The 21,286-nt window shown below is 54.5% G+C and carries 17 protein-coding genes and 1 tRNA gene; 13 read left to right on the top strand and 5 right to left on the bottom strand.

Going from position 1 to position 21,286, the window contains the following annotated elements:
* Position 1 precedes the first annotated feature (1 nt).
* The 10 genes from tuf (at position 2) to rpoC (ending at position 13,486) form a co-directional block, all read left to right on the top strand.
* Positions 2 to 1,186: an elongation factor Tu gene (gene tuf, locus ACO6EE_RS01115; protein ID WP_003825050.1), complete on the top strand. Its 1,185-nt coding sequence runs from the start codon at positions 2 to 4 to the stop codon at positions 1,184 to 1,186.
* A 7-nt stretch (positions 1,187 to 1,193) separates the two neighbouring features.
* A tRNA-Trp gene (locus ACO6EE_RS01110) sits at positions 1,194 to 1,269 on the top strand.
* Positions 1,270 to 1,351: 82 nt separating this feature from the next.
* Complete coding sequence (secE, locus tag ACO6EE_RS01105; protein ID WP_485958687.1) at positions 1,352 to 1,798, top strand: preprotein translocase subunit SecE; 447 nt, start codon at positions 1,352 to 1,354, stop codon at positions 1,796 to 1,798.
* Positions 1,799 to 1,815: 17 nt separating this feature from the next.
* Positions 1,816 to 2,358 (top strand): transcription termination/antitermination protein NusG, encoded by a 543-nt coding sequence (gene nusG / locus ACO6EE_RS01100; RefSeq protein ID WP_485958686.1) that lies wholly within the window; start codon positions 1,816 to 1,818, stop codon positions 2,356 to 2,358.
* Positions 2,359 to 2,457: 99 nt separating this feature from the next.
* Complete coding sequence (gene rplK / locus ACO6EE_RS01095; RefSeq protein ID WP_035573849.1) at positions 2,458 to 2,889, top strand: 50S ribosomal protein L11; 432 nt, start codon at positions 2,458 to 2,460, stop codon at positions 2,887 to 2,889.
* Positions 2,889 to 3,584: a 50S ribosomal protein L1 gene (gene rplA / locus ACO6EE_RS01090; protein ID WP_485958685.1), complete on the top strand. Its 696-nt coding sequence runs from the start codon at positions 2,889 to 2,891 to the stop codon at positions 3,582 to 3,584. Before rplK ends, rplA begins: the two co-directional genes overlap by 1 nt.
* A gap of 233 nt (positions 3,585 to 3,817) precedes the next feature.
* The gene (rplJ, locus tag ACO6EE_RS01085; protein WP_485958684.1) at positions 3,818 to 4,321 is read left to right on the top strand and encodes a 50S ribosomal protein L10; all 504 of its coding nucleotides are present in this window, start codon (positions 3,818 to 3,820) and stop codon (positions 4,319 to 4,321) included.
* 46 nt (positions 4,322 to 4,367) lie between these two features.
* Positions 4,368 to 4,739 carry a 50S ribosomal protein L7/L12 gene (rplL, locus tag ACO6EE_RS01080; protein WP_003823693.1) on the top strand — a complete coding sequence of 124 codons (372 nt, stop codon included), beginning with the start codon at positions 4,368 to 4,370 and terminating at the stop codon, positions 4,737 to 4,739.
* 195 nt (positions 4,740 to 4,934) lie between these two features.
* Positions 4,935 to 9,116, top strand: a complete 4,182-nt coding sequence (rpoB, locus tag ACO6EE_RS01075) for a DNA-directed RNA polymerase subunit beta (RefSeq protein ID WP_485958683.1) — start codon at positions 4,935 to 4,937, stop codon at positions 9,114 to 9,116.
* Positions 9,117 to 9,310: 194 nt separating this feature from the next.
* A complete protein-coding gene (gene rpoC, locus ACO6EE_RS01070; protein ID WP_485958682.1) occupies positions 9,311 to 13,486 on the top strand; it encodes a DNA-directed RNA polymerase subunit beta' in 4,176 nt (1,391 codons plus the stop codon).
* 278 nt (positions 13,487 to 13,764) lie between these two features.
* Here the strand turns inward: rpoC and ACO6EE_RS01065 are convergent, their stop codons facing one another.
* A complete protein-coding gene (locus ACO6EE_RS01065; RefSeq protein ID WP_485958681.1) occupies positions 13,765 to 14,559 on the bottom strand; it encodes a hypothetical protein in 795 nt (264 codons plus the stop codon).
* A gap of 231 nt (positions 14,560 to 14,790) precedes the next feature.
* Here ACO6EE_RS01065 and ACO6EE_RS01060 point away from each other — a divergent pair, with 231 nt between their 5' ends.
* On the top strand, positions 14,791 to 15,600 hold the full coding sequence (locus tag ACO6EE_RS01060; RefSeq protein WP_485958680.1) for a DUF4198 domain-containing protein: 810 nt from the start codon (positions 14,791 to 14,793) through the stop codon (positions 15,598 to 15,600).
* A gap of 198 nt (positions 15,601 to 15,798) precedes the next feature.
* Here ACO6EE_RS01060 and ACO6EE_RS01055 read toward each other — a convergent pair whose 3' ends face one another.
* Positions 15,799 to 16,992, bottom strand: coding sequence for an NnrS family protein (locus ACO6EE_RS01055; RefSeq protein ID WP_485958679.1), 1,194 nt, complete (start codon positions 16,990 to 16,992; stop codon positions 15,799 to 15,801).
* Positions 16,993 to 17,098: 106 nt separating this feature from the next.
* Positions 17,099 to 17,707 (bottom strand): Maf family protein, encoded by a 609-nt coding sequence (locus tag ACO6EE_RS01050; protein ID WP_485958678.1) that lies wholly within the window; start codon positions 17,705 to 17,707, stop codon positions 17,099 to 17,101.
* 321 nt (positions 17,708 to 18,028) lie between these two features.
* Between ACO6EE_RS01050 and dnaJ the strand changes: the two genes are divergently transcribed.
* Positions 18,029 to 19,153 (top strand): molecular chaperone DnaJ, encoded by a 1,125-nt coding sequence (gene dnaJ, locus ACO6EE_RS01045; protein ID WP_485958677.1) that lies wholly within the window; start codon positions 18,029 to 18,031, stop codon positions 19,151 to 19,153.
* 95 nt (positions 19,154 to 19,248) lie between these two features.
* On the opposite strand, the gene ACO6EE_RS01040 is transcribed toward dnaJ, so the two are convergent.
* Positions 19,249 to 19,425 (bottom strand): hypothetical protein, encoded by a 177-nt coding sequence (locus ACO6EE_RS01040; RefSeq protein ID WP_485958676.1) that lies wholly within the window; start codon positions 19,423 to 19,425, stop codon positions 19,249 to 19,251.
* A gap of 53 nt (positions 19,426 to 19,478) precedes the next feature.
* Between ACO6EE_RS01040 and ACO6EE_RS01035 the strand changes: the two genes are divergently transcribed.
* Positions 19,479 to 20,249: a class I SAM-dependent methyltransferase gene (locus ACO6EE_RS01035; protein ID WP_485958675.1), complete on the top strand. Its 771-nt coding sequence runs from the start codon at positions 19,479 to 19,481 to the stop codon at positions 20,247 to 20,249.
* Between the two features lie 177 nt (positions 20,250 to 20,426).
* On the opposite strand, the gene ACO6EE_RS01030 is transcribed toward ACO6EE_RS01035, so the two are convergent.
* The gene (locus ACO6EE_RS01030; RefSeq protein ID WP_485958674.1) at positions 20,427 to 21,251 is read right to left on the bottom strand and encodes a factor H binding protein domain-containing protein; all 825 of its coding nucleotides are present in this window, start codon (positions 21,249 to 21,251) and stop codon (positions 20,427 to 20,429) included.
* Between the last annotated feature and the right edge of the window lie 35 nt (positions 21,252 to 21,286).

The raw sequence follows: 21,286 nt of genomic DNA, 5'->3' as shown, positions 1-21,286 counted from the left end.
CATGGCTAAGGAAAAATTTGAACGTAGCAAACCGCACGTAAACGTTGGCACCATTGGTCACGTTGACCATGGTAAGACCACACTTACAGCAGCATTGACCACTATTTTGGCTGAAAAATTCGGCGGTCAAGCTAAAGCTTATGATCAGATTGACAATGCTCCGGAAGAAAAAGCCCGCGGTATTACCATTAACACCGCCCACGTAGAGTACGAAACCGAAGGTCGCCACTACGCTCACGTAGACTGCCCCGGTCACGCCGACTACGTAAAAAACATGATTACCGGTGCTGCCCAGATGGACGGTGCTATTCTAGTGGTATCCGCTGCTGACGGTCCTATGCCGCAGACTCGCGAACACATCCTGCTGGCTCGTCAGGTAGGCGTACCCTACATCCTCGTATTCATGAACAAATGCGACATGGTAGACGATGCCGAACTGCTTGAGTTGGTTGAAATGGAAATTCGCGACCTGCTCTCCAGCTACGACTTCCCCGGCGACGACTGCCCGATCGTACAAGGTTCCGCTCTCAAAGCCCTCGAAGGCGATGCCGGCTACAAAGAAAAAATCTTCGAACTGGCTGCTGCTTTGGATAGCTATATCCCCACTCCTCAGCGCGCCGTAGACAAACCCTTCCTGCTGCCGATCGAAGACGTATTCTCTATCTCTGGTCGCGGTACTGTGGTAACCGGTCGTGTAGAGCGTGGTATCATCAAAGTGGGCGAAGAGATCGAAATCGTTGGTCTGAAACCCACTCAGAAAACCACCTGTACCGGTGTGGAAATGTTCCGCAAGCTGCTGGACGAAGGTCAGGCTGGTGACAACGTAGGCGTACTGCTGCGCGGTACCAAACGTGAAGAAGTTGAGCGTGGTCAAGTGCTGGCTAAACCTGGCACCATCACTCCGCACACCAAATTCAAAGCCGAAGTATACGTATTGAGCAAAGAAGAAGGTGGTCGTCACACCCCGTTCTTCGCCAACTACCGTCCACAGTTCTACTTCCGTACTACTGACGTAACCGGTGCTGTAGAGCTGGAGCCTGGTGTGGAAATGGTTATGCCAGGTGAGAACGTAACCATCACCGTAGAACTGATTGCTCCGATCGCTATGGAAGAAGGTCTGCGCTTTGCGATTCGCGAAGGTGGCCGTACGGTAGGTGCCGGTGTGGTGGCTTCCGTGATCGCTTAAAGGTTAGAGGCCAGTAGCTCAATTGGTAGAGTATCGGTCTCCAAAACCGAGGGTTGGGGGTTCGAGACCCTCCTGGCCTGCCAAAAGAAAGACTAACCGGCCTCCCGGTTAGTCTTTTGTTTTATGCTGTTTTATAAAGAACTATGAAGTTTAGGGTGGTTGCAAATGAGTGATCGTAAGCAGAAAGTAAAAGAGATGTCCGTTGCTTCGTTGAAGCAGGCTCGCCAGGAATTGCGTGATCGAGGGCAAGTTGCTCAACGTAAGGCTGGAAAAGGAAATGGCGCTAAATTATTTTTGGCAGCTGCTTTGGTTATCGGTGGGGCGATTGGTTTTTCATTTCTGTCTCAGCAGCCGCTATATGTGCGAGGTACCATTTTAGGGGTCTCGTTGTTGCTCTCTGGGCTAATTGTTTTCTTCTGGTGTGATACTGGTCCTGGGTTAATTCGGTATATCAAGGATTCTGTTGTTGAGATTAAGAAGGTTGTTTGGCCGCCTAAAAACGAGGCTTGGCGCAATACATTCTTCGTTTTGATGTTCACGGCAGTGCTAACTTTATTTTTGTGGTTGGTGGATTCTTTTTTGGTGTGGTTATTTACGAAAATTGCTGAGTAATTTGCAGGGGCGAGAAAATGGCTAAAAATTGGTATGTCATCCAAGCTTATTCTGGGTTCGAGAAGAATGTGCAGAAGACTCTGAAGGAGCGGATCGCAAGAGAGGGGATGGAGGGGCTTTTTGGTCAGATTCTGGTACCAGTTGAAGAGGTTGTTGGTATTAAGAATGGTCGGAAGACAGTTAGTGAGCGTAAGTTTTTTCCAGGTTATGTATTGATAGAAATGGAAATGACTGATGAATCATGGCACTTAGTCAAGAGTATACCTAGGGTTAATGGGTTTATTGGGGGTACTGCTAACCATCCTTTGCCAATTTCTCAACGAGAAGTTGATGTGATAATGTCTCAGGTGTCGGATGCTGCTGGCTCTGAGAAGAAGCCTAAGCCACGAGTTGAGTTTGTGGTTGGACAGCAGATCAGGGTAAGCGAAGGCCCATTTTCTGACTTTAACGGGTTGGTTGATGTTGTCGACTATGAGCGCAATAAGCTGCGAGTTCTGGTGCAAATTTTTGGTCGAGAAACGCCTGTTGAGCTGGATTTTAGTCAGGTAGAGAAGATTTAGTCTGATTGCTTGGCAATGAGTAAGAGTTTAGTTATAATACGCGGCTTGATTTTTGGGGAGCAGAATTTCTGCGTGTTACCCGTTATTTAGGAGCTAAATGTGGCAAAGAAAATTGTAGGTTATATTAAGTTGCAGATCCCTGCAGGGAAGGCTAATCCTTCTCCTCCGGTTGGTCCGGCACTGGGTCAGCGTGGTTTGAATATCATGGAATTTTGTAAGGCATTTAATGCGGCTACGCAAAATGTGGAGCCTGGGCTGCCTATTCCAGTGGTGATTACTGCGTTTGCGGATAAGTCTTTTACATTTGTAATGAAGACTCCTCCGGCCAGTATTTTGCTGAAAAAAGCTGCTGGTTTGCAGAAGGGTAGTTCAAATCCGTTGACTAGCAAGGTGGGTAAGGTTACCCGTGCCCAGTTGGAAGAAATTGCCAAGACTAAAGAGCCTGATTTGACTGCGGCTGATTTGGACGCGGCGGTTCGTACTATTGCTGGTTCTGCCCGTTCCATGGGCTTGGATGTGGAGGGTGTGTAATGGCTAAGTTGTCTAAACGTTTCCAGGGTTTGCGCTCTTCTATTGATTCAAATGTGCACTACTCAATTGATGAAGCAATTGAGTTGGTGAAGAAAACGGCTACAGCCAAATTTGATGAGTCTGTTGATGTTGCTATCAATTTGGGCGTGGATTCACGTAAATCTGATCAAGTAATCCGTGGATCTGTTGTATTGCCAAAAGGTACTGGTAAAACTGTTCGTGTGGCGGTATTTACTCAAGGTGCCAATGTTGAGGTGGCAAAAGAAGCAGGCGCTGATGTGGTTGGGTTTGAGGATCTGGCCGCTGAGGTAAAAGCGGGTAACTTGGATTTTGATGTTGTTATTGCCTCTCCTGATGCGATGCGTATTGTTGGCCAGTTGGGTACTATCTTGGGGCCGCGCGGTTTGATGCCAAATCCGAAGGTGGGTACGGTTACGCCAAATGTGGCAGAAGCTGTGCGCAATGCCAAAGCCGGTCAGGTTCAGTATCGCACTGATAAGGCTGGCGTGGTGCATGCTACCATTGGTCGCGCTTCTTTTGCGGCGGCTGATTTGCGCGAAAACTTCAATACCCTGTTGGATGCAGTGGTGAAGGCGAAGCCAGCTGCTACCAAGGGTCAGTATTTGAAGAAAATCGCATTATCTAGCACCATGGGCCCTGGTGTCCGTGTAGATGTTGGTAGCGTGTCTAATTAGAAGAAATTTTCAGGTAGCCTTTGCTAGCTGCGGAGGCTGCCTGAAATATGGACTGCTTATGCTTGATTGTAAGTAGAGTCCAAGACCGTAGGGATCGTGAGATTTAATATTTTACCCTACGTAGACGGTGGTCCTGAGATTATGAGCAAGCAATTGCTTGCAAAATGTCTTTTCAGGTTGCCGAGCTGGTGGATGTCGCTAGACGTTCTTTGATAAACAGTAGGAGGTAGACCTTGAGTCTTAGTATTGAAACTAAAAAAGCAGTTGTGGAAGAGATTGTTGCCGGTATCGGCAATGCTCAGACCATGGTGCTTGCCGAATACCGCGGTATCAGCGTTGCTAGTATGACCGAATTGCGTGCCAATGCTCGTAAGGAAGGAGTGTACTTGCGTGTTTTGAAAAACACGTTGGCTCGTCGTGCGGTGGAAGGCACTCCTTTTGCTGGGTTGGCTGAGCATATGGTTGGCCCGTTGGTATATGCAGCATCTGAAGATGCTGTAGCTGCTGCAAAAGTGTTGCACCAATTCTCTAAAAAAGATGAGAAGCTGATCATTAAAGCAGGCTCTTATGACGGTGCGGTGATGGATGCCGCTCAGGTGGGTCAGCTGGCTGCAATTCCGAGTCGTGAAGAATTGTTGTCCAAATTGCTGTTCCTCATGCAGGCTCCGTTGTCTGGCATGGCTCGCGTCTTGGCTGCTCTGGCTGAGAAAAAAGCTGCTGAAGAAGTATCTGCTTAACTATTTTTTATGTTTTACTTATTCATTCAATTAGGAGTTTGATAGCATGGCTATTACTAAAGAAGACATTTTGGAAGCAATCGGTGGTTTGACTGTAATGGAGTTGAACGACTTGGTAAAAGAATTTGAAACCAAGTTCGGCGTTTCTGCTGCTGCCGTTGCTATTGCTGCTGGTCCTGGTGCTGCTGGTGGTGAAGCTGAAGCCAAGTCTGAGGTAGACGTTATTTTGGCCGCCGCTGGCGATCAAAAAGTAGGCGTGATTAAAGTGGTTCGTGCCATTACTGGCTTGGGCTTGAAGGAAGCTAAAGACATGGTTGATGGCGCTCCGAAGACCATCAAAGAAGGCGTTACTCCTGCTGAAGCTGAAGAAATCAAGAAACAGCTGGAAGAAGCTGGCGCCAAAGTGGAAATCAAATAAGTATTTTCTCGCTAACAGGCTGGCAGGTATCTGCCAGCCTTGTTTCGCTTGGAGATTAGGATTAAGTAATAATTTACATATATTTGCTATCCAAGCCGGCTTCTATGGCAAATATATGTAAATTTTAGAGTGGTAGTGGATGTTGCTATCGTTCAAGTGGGAATCAATCTCTCTCATTATCCGGAGTGTTCAACAATGAGTTATTCAGTTACTGAAAAAAAACGTATCCGAAAGAGCTTTGCTAAGCGTGATAGTGTGCTGGAAGTGCCATATTTGCTGGCTACCCAGCTGGAGTCTTACCGAAAATTTCTCCAGCAGGAAACTGCTTTTGATAAGCGCTTGGACGAAGGCTTGCAGGCTGCATTCAATTCTATTTTCCCGATTGTGAGTCACAATGGATATGCTCGGTTGGAATTTACTCATTACATCTTGGGGGAGCCATTATTTGATATTGCCGAATGCCAGTTGCGTGGCATCACTTATGCTGCCCCGTTGCGTGCCCGTATCCGATTGGTGATTTTGGATAAGGAATCTTCTAAGCCCAATGTGGTGAAAGAAGTGCGCGAGAATGAAGTTTATATGGGCGAAATCCCGCTGATGACTCCTTATGGCTCATTCATCATTAACGGAACTGAACGCGTAATTGTGTCTCAACTGCACCGTTCTCCGGGGGTATTCTTTGAACATGACCGGGGCAAAACTCACTCTTCAGGCAAGTTGCTGTTTTCTGCACGTATTATTCCCTATCGCGGCTCATGGCTGGATTTAGAGTTTGATCCAAAAGACCTGCTCTACTTCCGTATCGACCGCCGTCGCAAAATGCCAGTAACCATTTTGCTGAAAGCATTGGGATACAGTGCCGAACAGATCTTGGATACCTTCTACGACAAGGAAACATTCTATCTAAACAAAGATGGCGTAGAGACCGAACTGGTCTTGTCGCGATTGAAGGGCGAAACCGTAAAAACCGATATTTGCAATGCAGACGGTAAAGTGCTGGTTGCCGCGGGCAAACGGGTTACTGCCAAAGGGTTGCGCGATATTGAGAAAGCTGGTTTGAAGCGCCTGCGGGTGGATGCTGAGGCTTTGATCGGCAAAATGCTAGCGAAAGACGTTATCGTGCCTGATACTGGTGAAATTCTAGCGCCAGCCAATAGCGAAATTACCGAAGAATTATTGGCACAGCTGGAAATTCAGGGTGTGAACGAAATTCAAACCCTATACATCAACGAATTGGGGTATGGCGGCTATATTTCTTCTACGTTGCAAGTGGATGAAACGGCTGACCAAATGGCTGCGCGTATTGCCATCTACCGCATGATGCGTCCCGGCGAGCCGCCTACTGAAGAAGCAGTAGAAATGCTGTTTGATCGCTTGTTCTTCAATGAGGCCAGCTATGATCTGTCGCGCGTTGGCCGCATGAAATTCAACACCCGCACCTACGAGCAAAAACTGTCTGAAGACCAGCAGCAATCGTGGTATGGCCGTTTGTTGAACGAAACTTTGGCTGGAGCAGCGGAAAAAGGTGGATTTATTCTGAGCACTGAAGACATTGTTGCTTCCATTGCCACGCTGGTTGAATTGCGCAACGGTCATGGCGAAGTGGACGATATCGACCACCTGGGTAACCGCCGTGTGCGTTCTGTGGGCGAGCTGACCGAAAACCAGTTCCGCTCTGGCTTGGCACGTGTGGAACGTGCAGTAAAAGAGCGCCTGAATCAGGCAGAAGCCGACAATCTGATGCCGACCGATTTGATCAATGCCAAACCGGTATCGGCTGCCATCAAAGAGTTTTTTGGTTCCAGCCAACTGTCACAGTTTATGGATCAGACTAATCCGCTGTCGGAAGTGACCCATAAGCGCCGTGTCTCAGCACTCGGCCCGGGCGGCCTGACCCGTGAACGTGCCGGCTTTGAAGTGCGCGACGTACACCCGACCCACTATGGCCGCGTGTGCCCGATTGAAACGCCTGAAGGCCCGAACATCGGTCTGATTAACTCATTATCGGTTTATGCCCGCACCAACGATTACGGCTTCTTGGAGACTCCGTACCGCCGCGTGGTAGACGGCAAGGTTACCGATGAAATCGACTATCTGTCTGCCATTGAAGAAGGCCGTTATGTGATTGCGCAGGCCAACGCCGAAGTGGATAAGAAAGGCTACCTGAAAGGCGATTTGATTACCTGTCGCGAAAAAGGCGAAACCATCATGGCCAGCGCCGACCGCGTGCAGTATATGGACGTGGCCACCGGCCAAGTGGTGTCTGTGGCTGCTTCGCTGATTCCTTTCTTGGAACACGATGACGCCAACCGTGCCTTGATGGGTGCCAACATGCAACGTCAGGCCGTGCCCTGCCTGCGTGCCGAAAAACCGCTGGTCGGTACCGGCATCGAGCGCTCCGTGGCTGTTGACTCTGCCACTGCTATCGTGGCTCGTCGCGGCGGCGTGGTGGAGTATGTGGATGCCAACCGCATCGTGGTCCGCGTGCACGACGAAGAAACTGTAGCCGGTGAAGTAGGTGTGGACATCTATAACCTGGTGAAATTCACCCGCTCCAACCAATCTACCAATATCAACCAACGCCCGGCAGTGAAAGCCGGCGATGTGTTGCAGCGCGGCGATTTGATTGCCGACGGTGCCTCTACTGACTTGGGCGAACTCGCGCTTGGTCAGAACATGACCATCGCCTTCATGCCTTGGAACGGCTACAACTACGAAGACTCGATTCTGATTTCCGAGAAAGTGGCTGCCGCCGACCGCTACACCTCCATCCATATCGAAGAGCTCAATGTGGTGGCTCGTGACACTAAGCTGGGTGCGGAAGAAATCACCCGCGATATTCCCAATCTGTCTGAACGCATGCAAAACCGTTTGGACGAGAGCGGCATCGTGTACATCGGCGCAGAAGTGGAAGCTGGCGACGTATTGGTGGGCAAAGTAACGCCCAAAGGCGAAACCCAGCTCACGCCGGAAGAAAAACTGCTGCGTGCCATCTTTGGTGAAAAAGCCTCCGATGTGAAGGATACCTCGCTGCGTATGCCCACTGGCATGAGCGGTACGGTAATCGACGTACAGGTGTTCACCCGCGAAGGCATCCAGCGCGACAAGCGTGCACAATCCATTATTGATGCCGAGCTGAAACGCTACCGCTTGGATTTGAACGACCAACTGCGTATTTTCGACAACGATGCCTTCGACCGTATCGAGCGCATGATTGTCGGCCAAAAAGCCAATGGCGGCCCGATGAAACTGGGTAAAGGCAAAGAAATTACTGCCGAATACCTGGCTTCTCTGCCGACCAAGCACGATTGGTTCGACATCCGCCTGTCCGACGAAGAACTGGCCAAACAGCTTGAGCTGATTAAGCTCAGTCTGCAGCAGAAACGCGAAGAGGCCGACGAGCAATACGAAATCAAGAAGAAAAAAATGACCCAGGGCGACGAGCTGCCACCCGGTGTGCAGAAAATGGTCAAAGTGTTCATCGCCATCAAACGCCGCCTGCAGGCTGGCGACAAAATGGCTGGCCGCCACGGTAACAAAGGCGTGGTATCGCGCATTCTGCCGGTGGAAGACATGCCCTACATGGCCGATGGCCGCACTGTAGACATCGTGCTCAACCCGCTGGGCGTACCTTCACGCATGAACATCGGTCAGATTTTGGAAGTACATTTGGGCTGGGCCGCCAAAGGCATTGGTCAGCGCATTGAGAAAATGCTGGCCGAACAGCGCAAAGTGAAAGAAATCCGCTCCTTCTTGGAAAAACTCTATAACAGCAGCGGTAAAAAAGAAGACCTGAAATCGCTTAGTGATGAAGAAATCCTCACTTTGGCCGAGAATCTTAAGGGCGGTGCCACCTTCGCTTCGCCGGTGTTCGACGGTGCCAAAGAGCAGGAAATCTACGACATGCTCGAGTTGGCCTATCCAAGCGATGATCCAGAAGTGCAGAAACTGGGTTTCAACGGCACCAAAACCCAAATCACTCTGTATGACGGCCGCTCCGGCGAACCGTTTGACCGCAAGGTAACCGTGGGCGTGATGCACTATCTGAAGCTGCACCACTTGGTGGACGAAAAAATGCACGCCCGTTCTACCGGCCCGTACTCACTTGTGACCCAGCAGCCGCTCGGTGGTAAAGCACAGTTCGGTGGCCAGCGTTTCGGTGAGATGGAGGTGTGGGCGCTGGAAGCCTATGGCGCCGCCTACACGCTGCAGGAAATGCTGACCGTGAAATCGGACGACGTAACCGGCCGCACGAAGATGTATGAAAACATCGTTAAAGGCGAACACAAAATCGAAGCCGGCATGCCCGAATCGTTTAACGTGTTGGTAAAAGAAATCCGTTCGCTGGGCTTGGATATCGATATGGAGCGGTATTAAACGGGGCTTTTCAGGTAGTCTCAGAGGCTACCTGAAAATAGAAACAGCCATTGTGCCGGCGCGATATTCTCCGCCGAGTCGCCGTTTGCCGCCGGGCAAAACCCGGCCAAGCCGCCCGCCCATATTTTTCAGGTAGCCTCATAGGCTGTCTGAAACAGAGTGAGCAAAATACAAAATCCTGATTGGGAGCAAAAATGAATCTGTCGAACCTGTTTAACCCGCTGCAAGCTGCTGGCATGGAAGAAGAATTCGATGCCATCAAAATCGGCATTGCCTCGCCCGAAACCATCCGCTCTTGGTCTTACGGCGAAGTCAAGAAGCCGGAAACCATCAACTACCGTACCTTTAAGCCGGAGCGCGATGGTTTGTTCTGCGCCAAAATCTTTGGCCCAGTAAAAGACTACGAATGCTTGTGCGGCAAATATAAGCGATTGAAGTTTAAAGGCGTAACCTGTGAGAAATGCGGTGTGGAAGTTACCCTTTCCAAAGTACGCCGCGAGCGCATGGGCCATATCGAGCTGGCCGCGCCCGTTGCCCATATTTGGTTCTTGAAGTCACTGCCTTCCCGCCTCGGCATGGTGTTGGACATGACCTTGCGCGACATCGAGCGTGTGCTGTATTTCGAAGCCTTTGTGGTAACCGATCCCGGCATGACCTCGCTGCAACGCCGCCAGCTGCTGACTGAAGAAGACTACTATGCCAAGCTGGATGAATACGGCGAAGACTTCGATGCCAAAATGGGCGCCGAAGGTATTCGTGAACTGTTGCGTGTGCTGGATGTGCCGGCCGAAATCGAAATCCTGCGCCAAGAATTGGAAAGCACCGGCTCAGAAACCAAAATCAAAAAGCTGGCCAAACGCCTGAAAGTGCTGGAAGCCTTCCAGCGCAGCGGCATGAAGCTGGAATGGATGATTATGGACGTGCTACCCGTGCTGCCGCCCGATTTGCGTCCGCTGGTACCGTTGGACGGTGGCCGTTTCGCCACTTCCGATTTGAACGATCTGTATCGTCGTGTGATCAACCGCAACAACCGTCTCAAACGCCTGCTGGAGCTGCATGCGCCCGACATCATCGTGCGCAACGAAAAACGCATGTTGCAGGAAGCAGTAGACAGCCTGCTGGACAACGGCCGTCGCGGCAAAGCCATGACCGGTGCCAACAAACGCCCGCTCAAATCGCTGGCCGACATGATTAAAGGTAAAGGCGGCCGCTTCCGTCAAAACCTGTTGGGTAAACGCGTAGACTACTCCGGCCGTTCCGTGATTACCGTAGGCCCCTACCTGCGCCTGCATCAGTGTGGCCTGCCCAAACGCATGGCCTTGGAGCTGTTCAAACCGTTCATCTTCCACAAACTGGAAGTGCGCGGTGAAGCGGCTACCGTGAAAGCAGCGAAAAAACTGGTAGAGCAGGAAGTACCGGTGGTATGGGATATTTTGGATGAAGTGATCCGCGAACATCCGATTATGCTCAACCGCGCCCCGACCCTGCACCGCTTGGGTATTCAGGCTTTTGAGCCGATCCTGATTGAAGGCAAGGCTATTCAGCTGCACCCCTTGGTGTGCGCCGCGTTCAACGCCGACTTCGACGGTGACCAAATGGCCGTACACGTGCCGTTGAGCCTGGAAGCGCAAATGGAAGCCCGCACCCTGATGCTGGCCTCCAATAACGTGCTCTCGCCCGCCAACGGCGAGCCGATTATCGTGCCGTCTCAAGATATTGTATTGGGTCTCTACTACATGACCCGCGACAAAATCAACGGCAAAGGCGAAGGCAGCCTGTTCTCCGACGTGAAAGAAGTGCACCGCGCTTACTACACCAAGCAGGTGGAATTGGGCACCAAAATCACCGTGCGTTTGCAGGAATGGGTGAAAAACGACCAAGATGAGTTCGAACCGGTTACCAAACGCTACGAAACCACGGTTGGCCGTGCCCTGCTGTCCGAAATTCTGCCCAAGGGCCTGCCGTTTGAATACATCAACAAGGCACTGAAGAAAAAAGAAATCTCCCGCCTGATTAACGCCTCGTTCCGCCTGTGCGGCTTGCGCGATACGGTCATTTTCGCCGACCACCTGATGTACACCGGCTTCAGCTTTGCAGCCAAAGGCGGCATCTCCATTTGCGTGGACGATATGGAAGTGCCGAAAGAAAAAGCCAAACTCTTGGCCGAAGCCAACGCCGAAGTGAAAGAAATCGAAGACCAATACCGCCAAGGTTTGGTAACTAACGGCGAGCGCTACAACAAAGTGGTGGATATTTGGGGCCGCGCCGGCGATAAAATCGCCAAGGCGATGATGGATAATCTTTCCAAACAGAAAGTAATCGACCGCGAAGGCAAAGAAGTGGATCAAGAGTCGTTCAACTCCATCTACATGATGGCCGACTCCGGTGCGCGTGGTTCTGCCGCCCAGATTAAACAGCTTTCCGGTATGCGTGGTTTGATGGCCAAGCCGGACGGCTCGATTATCGAAACCCCGATTACTTCCAACTTCCGTGAAGGCCTCACCGTATTGCAATACTTTATCGCCACCCACGGTGCGCGCAAAGGTCTGGCCGATACCGCGTTGAAAACGGCCAACTCCGGTTACCTGACCCGCCGCTTGGTGGACGTAACCCAAGATTTGGTTGTGGTGGAAGACGATTGCGGCACCAACGACGGTTTCGTGATGAAAGCCGTGGTACAGGGCGGCGACGTGATTGAAGCCCTGCGCGACCGCATTTTGGGTCGCGTAACCGCGCAAGACGTGGTGGATCCGTCCAGCGGCACCACCTTGGTGGAAGCCGGCACCCTGCTCAACGAGCAGTTGGTGGATCTGATCGACCGCTCCGGCGTGGACGAAGTGAAAGTCCGCACCCCGATTACCTGTAAAACCCGTTATGGCTTGTGTGCCAAGTGCTACGGTCGCGATTTGGCACGCGGCAAACTGGTGAACACCGGCGAAGCCGTGGGCGTGATTGCCGCCCAATCCATCGGCGAGCCCGGCACGCAGCTAACCATGCGTACCTTCCACATCGGTGGTGCCGCCTCCCGTGCCGCCGCCGCCAGCCAAGTGGAAGCCAAATCCAACGGTACCGCCCGTTTCAGCAGTCAGATGCGCTATGTCGCTAACAACAAAGGCGAATTGGTGGTGATTGGCCGCTCCTGTGAATTGGTGATTCACGACGAAGTGGGTCGCGAGCGCGAACGCCACAAGGTGCCCTATGGTGCCACTTTGCTGGTGCAGGACGGCTCTGCGGTGAAAGCCGGCAAAACCCTGGCCACATGGGATCCGCATACCCGCCCGATGATTACCGAATACGCTGGCCGCGTGCGCTTTGAAAACGTGGAAGAAGGCGTAACCGTTACCCGTCAAACCGACGAAATCACTGGTCTCTCCACTTTGGTGGTGATCGACGGCAAACGCCGCACCAGCACCAGTAAGCTGCTGCGCCCCACTGTGAAACTGTTGGACGAAAACGGCGAAGAGGTTACCGTACCCGGCACCGAAACCCCCGTTTCCATGGCCTTCCCCGTGGGCGCGGTGATTACCGTGCGCGAAGATCAGGAAGTGGGCAAGGGCGACGTGCTGGCGCGTATCCCGCAGGCTTCCTCCAAAACCCGCGATATTACCGGCGGTCTGCCGCGCGTGGCCGAGCTGTTTGAAGCCCGCGTGCCCAAAGATGCCGGTATGCTGGCCGAAGTAACCGGCACGGTGTCTTTCGGTAAGGAAACCAAAGGCAAACAGCGCCTGGTGATTACCGATTTGGAAGGCGCGGCACACGAAACCCTGATTTCCAAAGAGAAACAGATTCTGGTGCACGACGGCCAAGTAGTGAACCGTGGCGAGATTATCGTCGACGGCTCGGTTGATCCGCACGACATTCTGCGCCTGCAAGGTATCGAAGCGCTGGCACGCTACATCGTGCAAGAAGTGCAGGAAGTGTACCGCCTGCAAGGTGTGCGCATTTCCGATAAGCACATCGAAGTGATCATCCGCCAGATGCTGCGCCGCGTGAACATTGCCGACGCCGGCGAAACCGGGTTCATCACCGGCGAGCAGGTGGAGCGTGGCGACGTAATGCAGGCCAACGAACGCGCCGTTGCCGAAGGCAAAGAGCCGGCACGTTTCGACAACATCTTGCTGGGCATCACCAAAGCCTCGCTCTCTACCGACAGCTTCATTTCCGCGGCTTCCTTCCAGGAAACCACTCGCGTGCTTACCGAAGCCGCCATCATGGGCAAGAAAGACGACCTGCGCGGCCTGAAGGAAAACGTGATTGTCGGCCGCCTGATTCCGGCCGGTACCGGCCTCACTTACCACCGCAGCCGCCGTGTGCAGTGGCAGGCGCATCACGAAGCGCAAGTGAACGAGCAGGTGGATGAAGCCGAATAAGGCTACCTGAAAAGCAAAAGGCTGAAACCGTAATAAGCGGGTTCAGCCTTTTTCGTAGGCGGATGGTTTGGTGGGTGGAGGAAGTTTGGTTTTCAGGTAGCCTGCGATAGCTGGAGGGATTCTTGATTCATACCAAGCAGTGAGCCGAAGACAGCACAGCCAGTACGGCAAAGTGAGCCAGCGCAGTATGCAGTGAAGCACTTTAGTTATGTGAGCAGCATAAAAGGCTACCTGAAAGCCAATCAAGCATTTCAGGTAGCCTTTTGATCATTTTTGCTTTAACGCTTATGCACTGCCGAAGCGGCTTGGGGTTTGGCTTCGGCAGGTTTGGCCGGCGGCGGGTTGGTATTAGCCGGCTTGCTGTCTGCGGCTCTTTGTTCGCAGCCCATCTGCTGCACCATTTCTTCAAACTGCTGGCTCACCACTTCGCAGCCTTCAGCATCCAATTGCGAGAGGTCGCCGCGCGTGGCTTCCAGCGATTGCAACAGCGCATCGGCCTGGCCGTCGGGGGCTTGGCGGAAGCAGGCGCGGGCGCGTTGGAAATAGGTTTCGCACACGGGGTTCATGTGGTCGGCGGTGGTGGGCGGCAGGGCATGCTCCGGCTCGGGGTTGGCTTCGGCGGCGGTGAGCGGGTCGTCTTCGGCATTACCGTCCGACACTTCGGGGGTAACCAGCTCCACCGATACGGTGGCCGTTTCGACGCCGGATGCGCTGCCTGCGGCCGGTGCCGAAGCCTGCGAAGCTGTGGTTTCGGCGGCGGGTGCGGGATGTTTGCGGTTGCCGCCGGATAAAAGCCCGAAGGCGAGCAGCAGGCAGCCGGCCACTATGGCGGCCGCAGCCGACAGCTGCGGTTTTGCCCGCAACTGCTGCGGCAGGGTGCGCAGTTTGTCCTGCAGCTTTTGCCACAGGGCGTGCAGCTTTGCCTGCGGTTTGGGTTGGGGGGCCTGCGACTTAGCTTGCCGTTTTGGCCGCAGGGCGTGCAGTTTGGCCTGCAGCTGCTGCCGGTATCGTTTCCAGTTTGGTTTGCCTTGCATCATGATGAATAGGGGTGTGGGGCGGTTGCCGTTGCGCATCTTACACGCAAGCCGTGCCGCTCGTGAAGGGCGGCGGCAGGGCAGGTCGGTTTTTGCAGCATTTTCAGGTAGCCTGGATGGCATTGCCTGCGCTAGCGGAAGCAATCGGTCTTATCCTGCCAGGCGTGCTGGCACGTTGCAGGAAGTAATAAGTACGTTGACTATATTTTCTAGGCAGGATAGTTATGGTATAACACACGGTCTGTGTGAACAATCTGTAAAGGAGTTTTTATGTTCCGCCATTTATTGTCTGCCGTGCTGTTGGCCGGTTTATCGGTGGCCGCGCATGGCCATGAGGTGTGGGTGAATGCTGCGCATACGCATGGCGGCGAGGTGTTGAAGGCCGAGCTGGGCTATGGGCACTATCCCGAGTTGGAGCCGATTGCAGCCGACCGTTTGACGCTGTTTCCCAAGCCGCTGCAATTGCTCACGCCGCAGGGCAAAATCGATTTGGTGCGGCGCGGGCAACATAATTATCAGTTTGAAACGCCGCGGGCGGTGGCCGACGGCAGCTATCTGCTGTTGGCGCAATACCGCCCGACTTTCTGGTCGCGCAATGCGGCGGGCTGGCAGCGGCAAAACCTGACGCAGATGAAAGATGCCACTTATTGCGAGCAAACCAGCATGTTTGGCAAAGCGGTGGTAAACGTGGGGCACGAAAGCGCGAGCAAGGAGCTGATCAGCCGGCCGGTGGGCGATTTGCTGGAGATCGTGCCGCTGGAAAATCCGGCCAATGTGCGCGTGGGTGAAGTGTTGCCGGTGCGGGTGTTGTTCCGTGGCGAGCCGCTGCCGGATGCCACGGTGGTGGCCACGTTTGACGGTTTCTCCCACCGCGACCCGGCCGACAAATCACACCGCCTCGAGCCGCAGGCGTTCTCCGACACTACCCGTGCCGACGGCACGGTAGGCATCATTCCGCTGCGCCAAGGCAGCTGGAAAGTACGCGTGGTGCACAAAACCGATTTCTCTGACCAGGCTGTGTGCGGCCAGCTGGCTGCTTATGCCACGCTAACCTTCGAGATCGGCAGCAGCCATCATTGAGCTGGCGGTTTCAGGTAGCCTCAGCCTGCGGGCTCACGGCTATTGCTGCATCTAAAAAAACAGGGTGGGCAATTTTTGCCCGCCCTGTTTGCGTTTGGCGTGTTATAGAAAACTGCGTTTGTTCTGTTTCAGGTAGCCTCTATGGGCCAGCTAAAGGCTACCTGAAAAATGCCGGGACAGTTTCAGGTAGCCTGCCACTCAGCCTTCTTTGCCGTCCACCCGCGGCGCGGTCAGCCAGGGCAGGTAGCGCCAGGTGTAGAGCAGCAGCGAAGCGGCAAACAGCAGGCCGGAGAGCCACAGGCCGGGCTGGTAGGCGGCGGGGAGCAAATACATCAACACCGCCGTGGCGGCACGCGCCAGCGCAGCGGCCACCATCAGCCAAAACGCCAATAGCATGGCGGCGGGAGCAGGGTAGAGCGGCCGGCCGGTGTGTCCCAGCGCGGTGCGCACCATCATGCCCACCGTCATCAGCCCGATGCCGCCCACGGCCACCAAATGCACGCCAAGGCTCTGCCAGCGCGGCAGCCAATGCCCCAAGCCCATCACCGTCAGCCCCGCGCCGGTGAGCAGGAAGCCGGCAAACAGAACCCACAGCATCGGCTCTTTAGCCACTTCCGGCCGCCACCAGCGCACGGTTTGCACGATATCCAGCAACCCGGCCGCTATGCTGAGTATGGCTGCGGCAGCCAGCGCCGCATCGGCTGCCGAAGGCGGCAGCACCGCCTGCAAGCCGTAGAGCAGAGCCATGGCCAGCGGCACCACCAAGGAAGCCGTCATCACCCAAGGATGGCTGCCCACCTGCTCGCAGCCGAGCCGTTTGGCGGTGAAGAACGGAATCACGCGCATCCCCACCAGCCCGATAAAGCCGGCCACCACGGAGAGCCCGGCAAACAGCCCGCCGGCGAGCGCGGAGAAATTATGCCGTGCCAGCTGCCAATGAAACAGCGCCTGCAGCAGGCCGAACATAAACAGCGCGGCCACCGCCAGATAATTGCGCTTGTTGCGGCTGCGCACCACGGCCACGCCCATATACCAAGCCGCAAGCCAATAGAACGCCACGCCTGCGATGCCGCTAGCCAAAGTGAGCGGCGCGGCAAAGGCAAATGCGCGCGCCAACAGCCACAGCAGCGCCAGCATCATCAGTGGCGCGCCCCAGGTGCGCGGTTGTTTCGTCCAGGTGGCTACCGCCGTGAGCAGGAAGGCCACCACCACCGCGCCGGCATAGCCCCAAATCATTTCGTGGGCATGCCAGAAATAATTGGGCAGCGCGGCCGTGCCTTGATAGCCGAAGCTCCACAGCAGGATGGAAAGCATGCCGTAGAGGGCGGCCAGCGGATAGAAGGGGCGGAAGGCCATGCCCCAAACGGGATGGTTTTTGGAAAGCAGATTCATGATGTGTCGATTATTGGTTTGTATGGTAGGGAGTTAAACGGGGAAGGCTACCTGAAAACCGCGGCAGGCTTTTCAGGTAGCCCTTAAATCATGCGGCAATACTTTTTCAGGTAGCCTTGGCAAACGGTGGCACGGGTGCGCCCAGTTGGCGCAGCAGCTGCACGGTTTCAAACACGGGCAGCCCCATCACGCCGCTGAAGCTGCCGGAAAGGTGCGCCACAAACACGCCGCCGATGCCTTGGATGCCGTATGCGCCTGCTTTATCCAGCGGTTCGCCGCTAGCGATATAGGCCGCGACTTCCTGCTCGCTCAGTTCTTTAAACCGCACATCGCTGCGCTGTGCCGCTTCCAGCGTTTGCTCGCCGCGCGATACGCATACCGCCGTCCACACTTGGTGTTCGCGCCCGGAAAGGCTTTCCAGCAGCTCGCGGGCGTGCGCCGCATCGCGCGGTTTGCCCAAAATGGCATTATCCAGCGCCACTACTGTGTCGGCGCTCAACAGCGGCTGTGCCAAGGCAAGGCCGCGTTGCGCCGCCAGTTGCCGTGCTGCCGCGTTTTTCTGCCGTGCCATCCGCGCCACATAATCCGCCACCGCTTCGCCCGGCTGTACCGTTTCGTCGATTTCCGACGCCAGCAGCACGGGCTGGAAACCTAATGAAACCAAAATTTCGCGGCGGCGCGGGCTGGCCGAGGCCAGATAGATGGTGTTGGGCATGGCGTTTCTTTAACATAGCTGCGGAAGCCGCTAAGGCTACCTGAAAATCCCGTTTTCCGCGATAGCTAAAACGGGTGAATTTGTACGGGCGGGGTAATGCGGCGGGCTTGCACCTTGCAACAACAGGCGGAAGCAAAGTTATAGTGGATTAAAGTAAGAATGGGACAAGGCGGCGAGCCGCAGACAGTACAGCTAGTACGGCAAAGCGAGCCAACGCCGTAGCATTCTTACTCTAATCCACTATAATCTGCCGGAGAGCTTGTTTTTCCCGCCCCCGCCCTAATCTTGCGCGGCAAAGCATTTATTTACCCATTAGCAACCATGAGCGATCAAGACTATTATCAAACCCTCGGCGTCTCCCGCGATGCCTCCGACGACGAAATTAAAAAGGCCTACCGCAAGCTGGCGATGAAATACCATCCCGACCGCAATCCCGACAATAAGGAAGCGGAAGAGAAATTCAAAACCATCCAAAAAGCCTACGAAATCCTTTCCGACCGCGAAAAACGCAGCCGCTACGACCAATTCGGCCAAGCCGGGGTAGACGGCAATGCCGGCGGCTTTGGTGGTTTCGGCGGTGCGGCCGGCTTCGATTTCGGCGATATTTTCAGCCAGATGTTCGGCGGCGGGGGTGGCACGCGTCAGCAAAACTTCCAAGGCGAAGACCTGCGTTATGATATTGAAATCACGCTGGAAGAAGCCGCTGCCGGCAGCAAAAAACGCATCACTATCCCCTCGCACGAAGAGTGCGACATCTGCCACGGCTCCGGCGCCAAACCCGGCACCTCCGCCACCACCTGTTCCACCTGCCACGGCTCCGGTGTGGTGCACGTGCGCCAGGCTATTTTCCAGCTGCAGCAAACCTGTCCCACCTGCGGCGGCTCCGGTCGCGAAATCAAAGAGCCGTGCGTTAAATGCCACGGCGCAGGCCGCGTGAAGAGCCGCAAAACGCTGGATGTGAACATTCCTGCCGGCATCGAAAACGAGCAGCCCATCCGCCTTGCCGGCGAGGGCGAGCCCGGCTCGCACGGCGCGCCGGCCGGCGATTTGTATGTGGTGGTGCATATCCGCCGCCACGAAATCTTCGAGCGCAACGGCTTGGATCTGCACTGCGAATTGCCCGTGAGCTTTACCATCGCCGCGCTGGGCGGCGAAGTGGAAGTACCCACGCTCAACGGCCGCGTGAAGCTGAATATCCCGAAAGAAACCCAAACCGGCCGCCGTATGCGCGTGAAAGGCAAGGGCATGAAATCACTGCGTTCTTCCTCGATGGGCGATCTGTATTGCCACATCGTGGTGGAAACCCCGGTCAACCTCACCGAGCGCCAGCGCGAATTGCTGGAAGAGTTTGAAAAAATCTCCACCGGCCTCGACCGTGCCCAAACCCCGCGCCAGAAATCGTTTATGGACAAACTGCGCGATTTGAAAAACGATTTGTTCGACTAAGGCGCCCGCCGCACAAAAGGCTACCTGAAATCCAATCGGGCGTTTTAGGTAGCCTTTCTTTTTCAGGTAGCCTGCCGCTTGCCGCGAGCACACTTTTACAGTATAAACACCTCCGCGCCACATAAATCAACATCATCATTCATCGGCGCTTCAAACCACTTCTCCGTTTCCCCAAACTGCCGCCAGCCGCCGCGCATCCGCGCGTGTGGCTGAAACCACCGTCTGTTTTTCAGGTAGCCTTTTGCCAAATCGTTTGCGTGGCTATGACGCATGGCAGCCCTTTGGCGCGGCAGCTCCGCCCACCGCATTCACACAGGAGAACCTCATGAAGAAAGACCAAACCGGCCACCATTTCCTCGCCCGCCTCGGCAAAACCCGCCTGCGCCCAGGTGGCCGTTTTGCCACCGAATGGCTGATCAACCAAACCCGCTTCGCCCCCGATACGCAGGTGTTGGAAGTGGCCTGCAATATGGGCACCACCGCCGTGGGGCTGGCGCAGCGCTTCGGCTGCCACATCACCGGCGTGGATTTGGACGAAAACGCACTGGAGAAAGCCCGGCAAAACATCCGCGCCGCCGGGCTGGAAAGCCTGGTGCAGGTGCAGCATGCCAACGCCACCGAGCTGCCCTTCCCCGACAACAGCTTCGATGTCGTCATCAACGAAGCCATGCTCACCATGCTGCCGCTGGCCAACAAAGAAATGGCGGTGGCCGAGTACTTCCGCGTGCTCAAGCCCGGCGGCGTGCTGCTCACGCACGATGTGGTGGTGAGCGAGCACAACACCGAAGAAGCTGTGGAACGCCTGCGCGACACCATCCAAGTGAAAGTTACCCCGCTCACCGAAAGCGGCTGGACCGATCTTTTCCACCGCAGCGGCTTTGGCAACATCACCACCATCAGCGGCGGCATGACTCTGCTCTCGCCCAAAGGCCTGATTTATGACGAAGGCTGGCGGCGTGCCTTCCAAATCGTGAGAAACGCGCTCAAAGCCGAAAACCGCGAAACCTTCAAACGCATGTACCGTACCTTCAACGATCCGGCCAAACCCATGGGCTACATTGCTGTGCACAGCCGCAAGGCCGCTGTGGGCGAATAAAACGCTTGAATGTTTTGTACATGCCAGATGCAGGAAAGGCTACCTGAAAACCTACTGGGGTTTCAGGTAGCCTTTTGGCTATGGCTGGGGTTTTGCAGTTAGGGATTGGCGCGTTTCAGAGGGAAAGTTGAGCAAAAACGCATGGGCAAAATTTGCCAGCCATCGCTTCAAGCCGATTTAGTTCACCCGTCCGCCGGCGAAACCGACTTCCTTGTTCGGCTGATTGTTGAAATGTGCCTTGCCGGCAATTTCATTGGCCTGCGGGCCAAAAATGCCGAGCTCGTAACTGCCGACACCATGCTGGGCTGAGGTGGCTGCACCATTAATCACATTATGGCCTTGCGGATTTTGGGTGATTGGTGAATCTGCCAAATCGATATTGCCAAAGCCGTTTAAGCCGGTAATCGAGCCATGGCCTCTTCTTGTGCCGTAATCAATTTGATAGTTCAAGCCGTCGCTGCGGTTATCCGAGCCCGCGATTGCTCGGCCTCTATAATTGATGATGCCTTGGGTGGGCAGGTTGCTGGTAAACTCGCCTTGGATGGAGCGAACATAAAAATCACTAGTTGGAACAGCAGGATGGCCGGACTCGGTTCTGCTGTGCAGTTGCGCGCCCACCACGGCGGAGTAGGATTGTTTGTAAATTTCCAAAACGCCGTTTTCGATCTCTTGGTTGGCCGCATTTTTCAGCACATAGGGCAGGGCAGTGAAGGCGTTCTGCCGTTTGTGGCCGATCTGGATAGAGTCTCGGCTGGAGTATTCTTTCTCATGATTTGACGTACCGATAAATTGGTCATCGGTAACCCGGATTTTGGACGCCGCTCCCGGCAGCAGGCCGGTGCCGGTAAATTCATCCGAGCCGATATTGCTCAGTTGGCGATAACCGCCTTCTTTCGGGGTAAACGGATCAGTAATCGCATTAGCCAGCGAGCTGCCTGCGCTGCTGCAGCCGCCTAGGGTAAGGGCAGTGATGGCAATGTAAAGAATGTGATGTTTTTTCATGGCAGATCCTTTCGTTTTGTTGCAGGGGATGCTGT

It is taken from the genome of Eikenella sp. (assembly GCF_057315495.1).
This window is presented reverse-complemented; position numbering and strand designations above follow the sequence as displayed.

Excerpts from the sequence above, each read along its gene's own strand:
- nusG (WP_485958686.1), top strand. The coding sequence starts at position 1,816 with ATGGCTAAAAATTGGTATGTCATCCAAGCTTATTCTGGGTTCGAGAAG.
- tuf (WP_003825050.1), top strand. The coding sequence starts at position 2 with ATGGCTAAGGAAAAATTTGAACGTAGCAAACCGCACGTAAACGTTGGC.
- ACO6EE_RS01040 (WP_485958676.1), bottom strand. The coding sequence starts at position 19,425 with ATGCGTCATAGCCACGCAAACGATTTGGCAAAAGGCTACCTGAAAAAC.
- rplL (WP_003823693.1), top strand. The coding sequence starts at position 4,368 with ATGGCTATTACTAAAGAAGACATTTTGGAAGCAATCGGTGGTTTGACT.
- dnaJ (WP_485958677.1), top strand. The coding sequence starts at position 18,029 with ATGAGCGATCAAGACTATTATCAAACCCTCGGCGTCTCCCGCGATGCC.
- rplA (WP_485958685.1), top strand. The coding sequence starts at position 2,889 with ATGGCTAAGTTGTCTAAACGTTTCCAGGGTTTGCGCTCTTCTATTGAT.
- rpoB (WP_485958683.1), top strand. The coding sequence starts at position 4,935 with ATGAGTTATTCAGTTACTGAAAAAAAACGTATCCGAAAGAGCTTTGCT.
- ACO6EE_RS01030 (WP_485958674.1), bottom strand. The coding sequence starts at position 21,251 with ATGAAAAAACATCACATTCTTTACATTGCCATCACTGCCCTTACCCTA.
- ACO6EE_RS01035 (WP_485958675.1), top strand. The coding sequence starts at position 19,479 with ATGAAGAAAGACCAAACCGGCCACCATTTCCTCGCCCGCCTCGGCAAA.
- ACO6EE_RS01055 (WP_485958679.1), bottom strand. The coding sequence starts at position 16,992 with ATGAATCTGCTTTCCAAAAACCATCCCGTTTGGGGCATGGCCTTCCGC.
- ACO6EE_RS01065 (WP_485958681.1), bottom strand. The coding sequence starts at position 14,559 with ATGCGCAACGGCAACCGCCCCACACCCCTATTCATCATGATGCAAGGC.
- ACO6EE_RS01060 (WP_485958680.1), top strand. The coding sequence starts at position 14,791 with ATGTTCCGCCATTTATTGTCTGCCGTGCTGTTGGCCGGTTTATCGGTG.
- rpoC (WP_485958682.1), top strand. The coding sequence starts at position 9,311 with ATGAATCTGTCGAACCTGTTTAACCCGCTGCAAGCTGCTGGCATGGAA.
- ACO6EE_RS01050 (WP_485958678.1), bottom strand. The coding sequence starts at position 17,707 with ATGCCCAACACCATCTATCTGGCCTCGGCCAGCCCGCGCCGCCGCGAA.
- secE (WP_485958687.1), top strand. The coding sequence starts at position 1,352 with ATGAGTGATCGTAAGCAGAAAGTAAAAGAGATGTCCGTTGCTTCGTTG.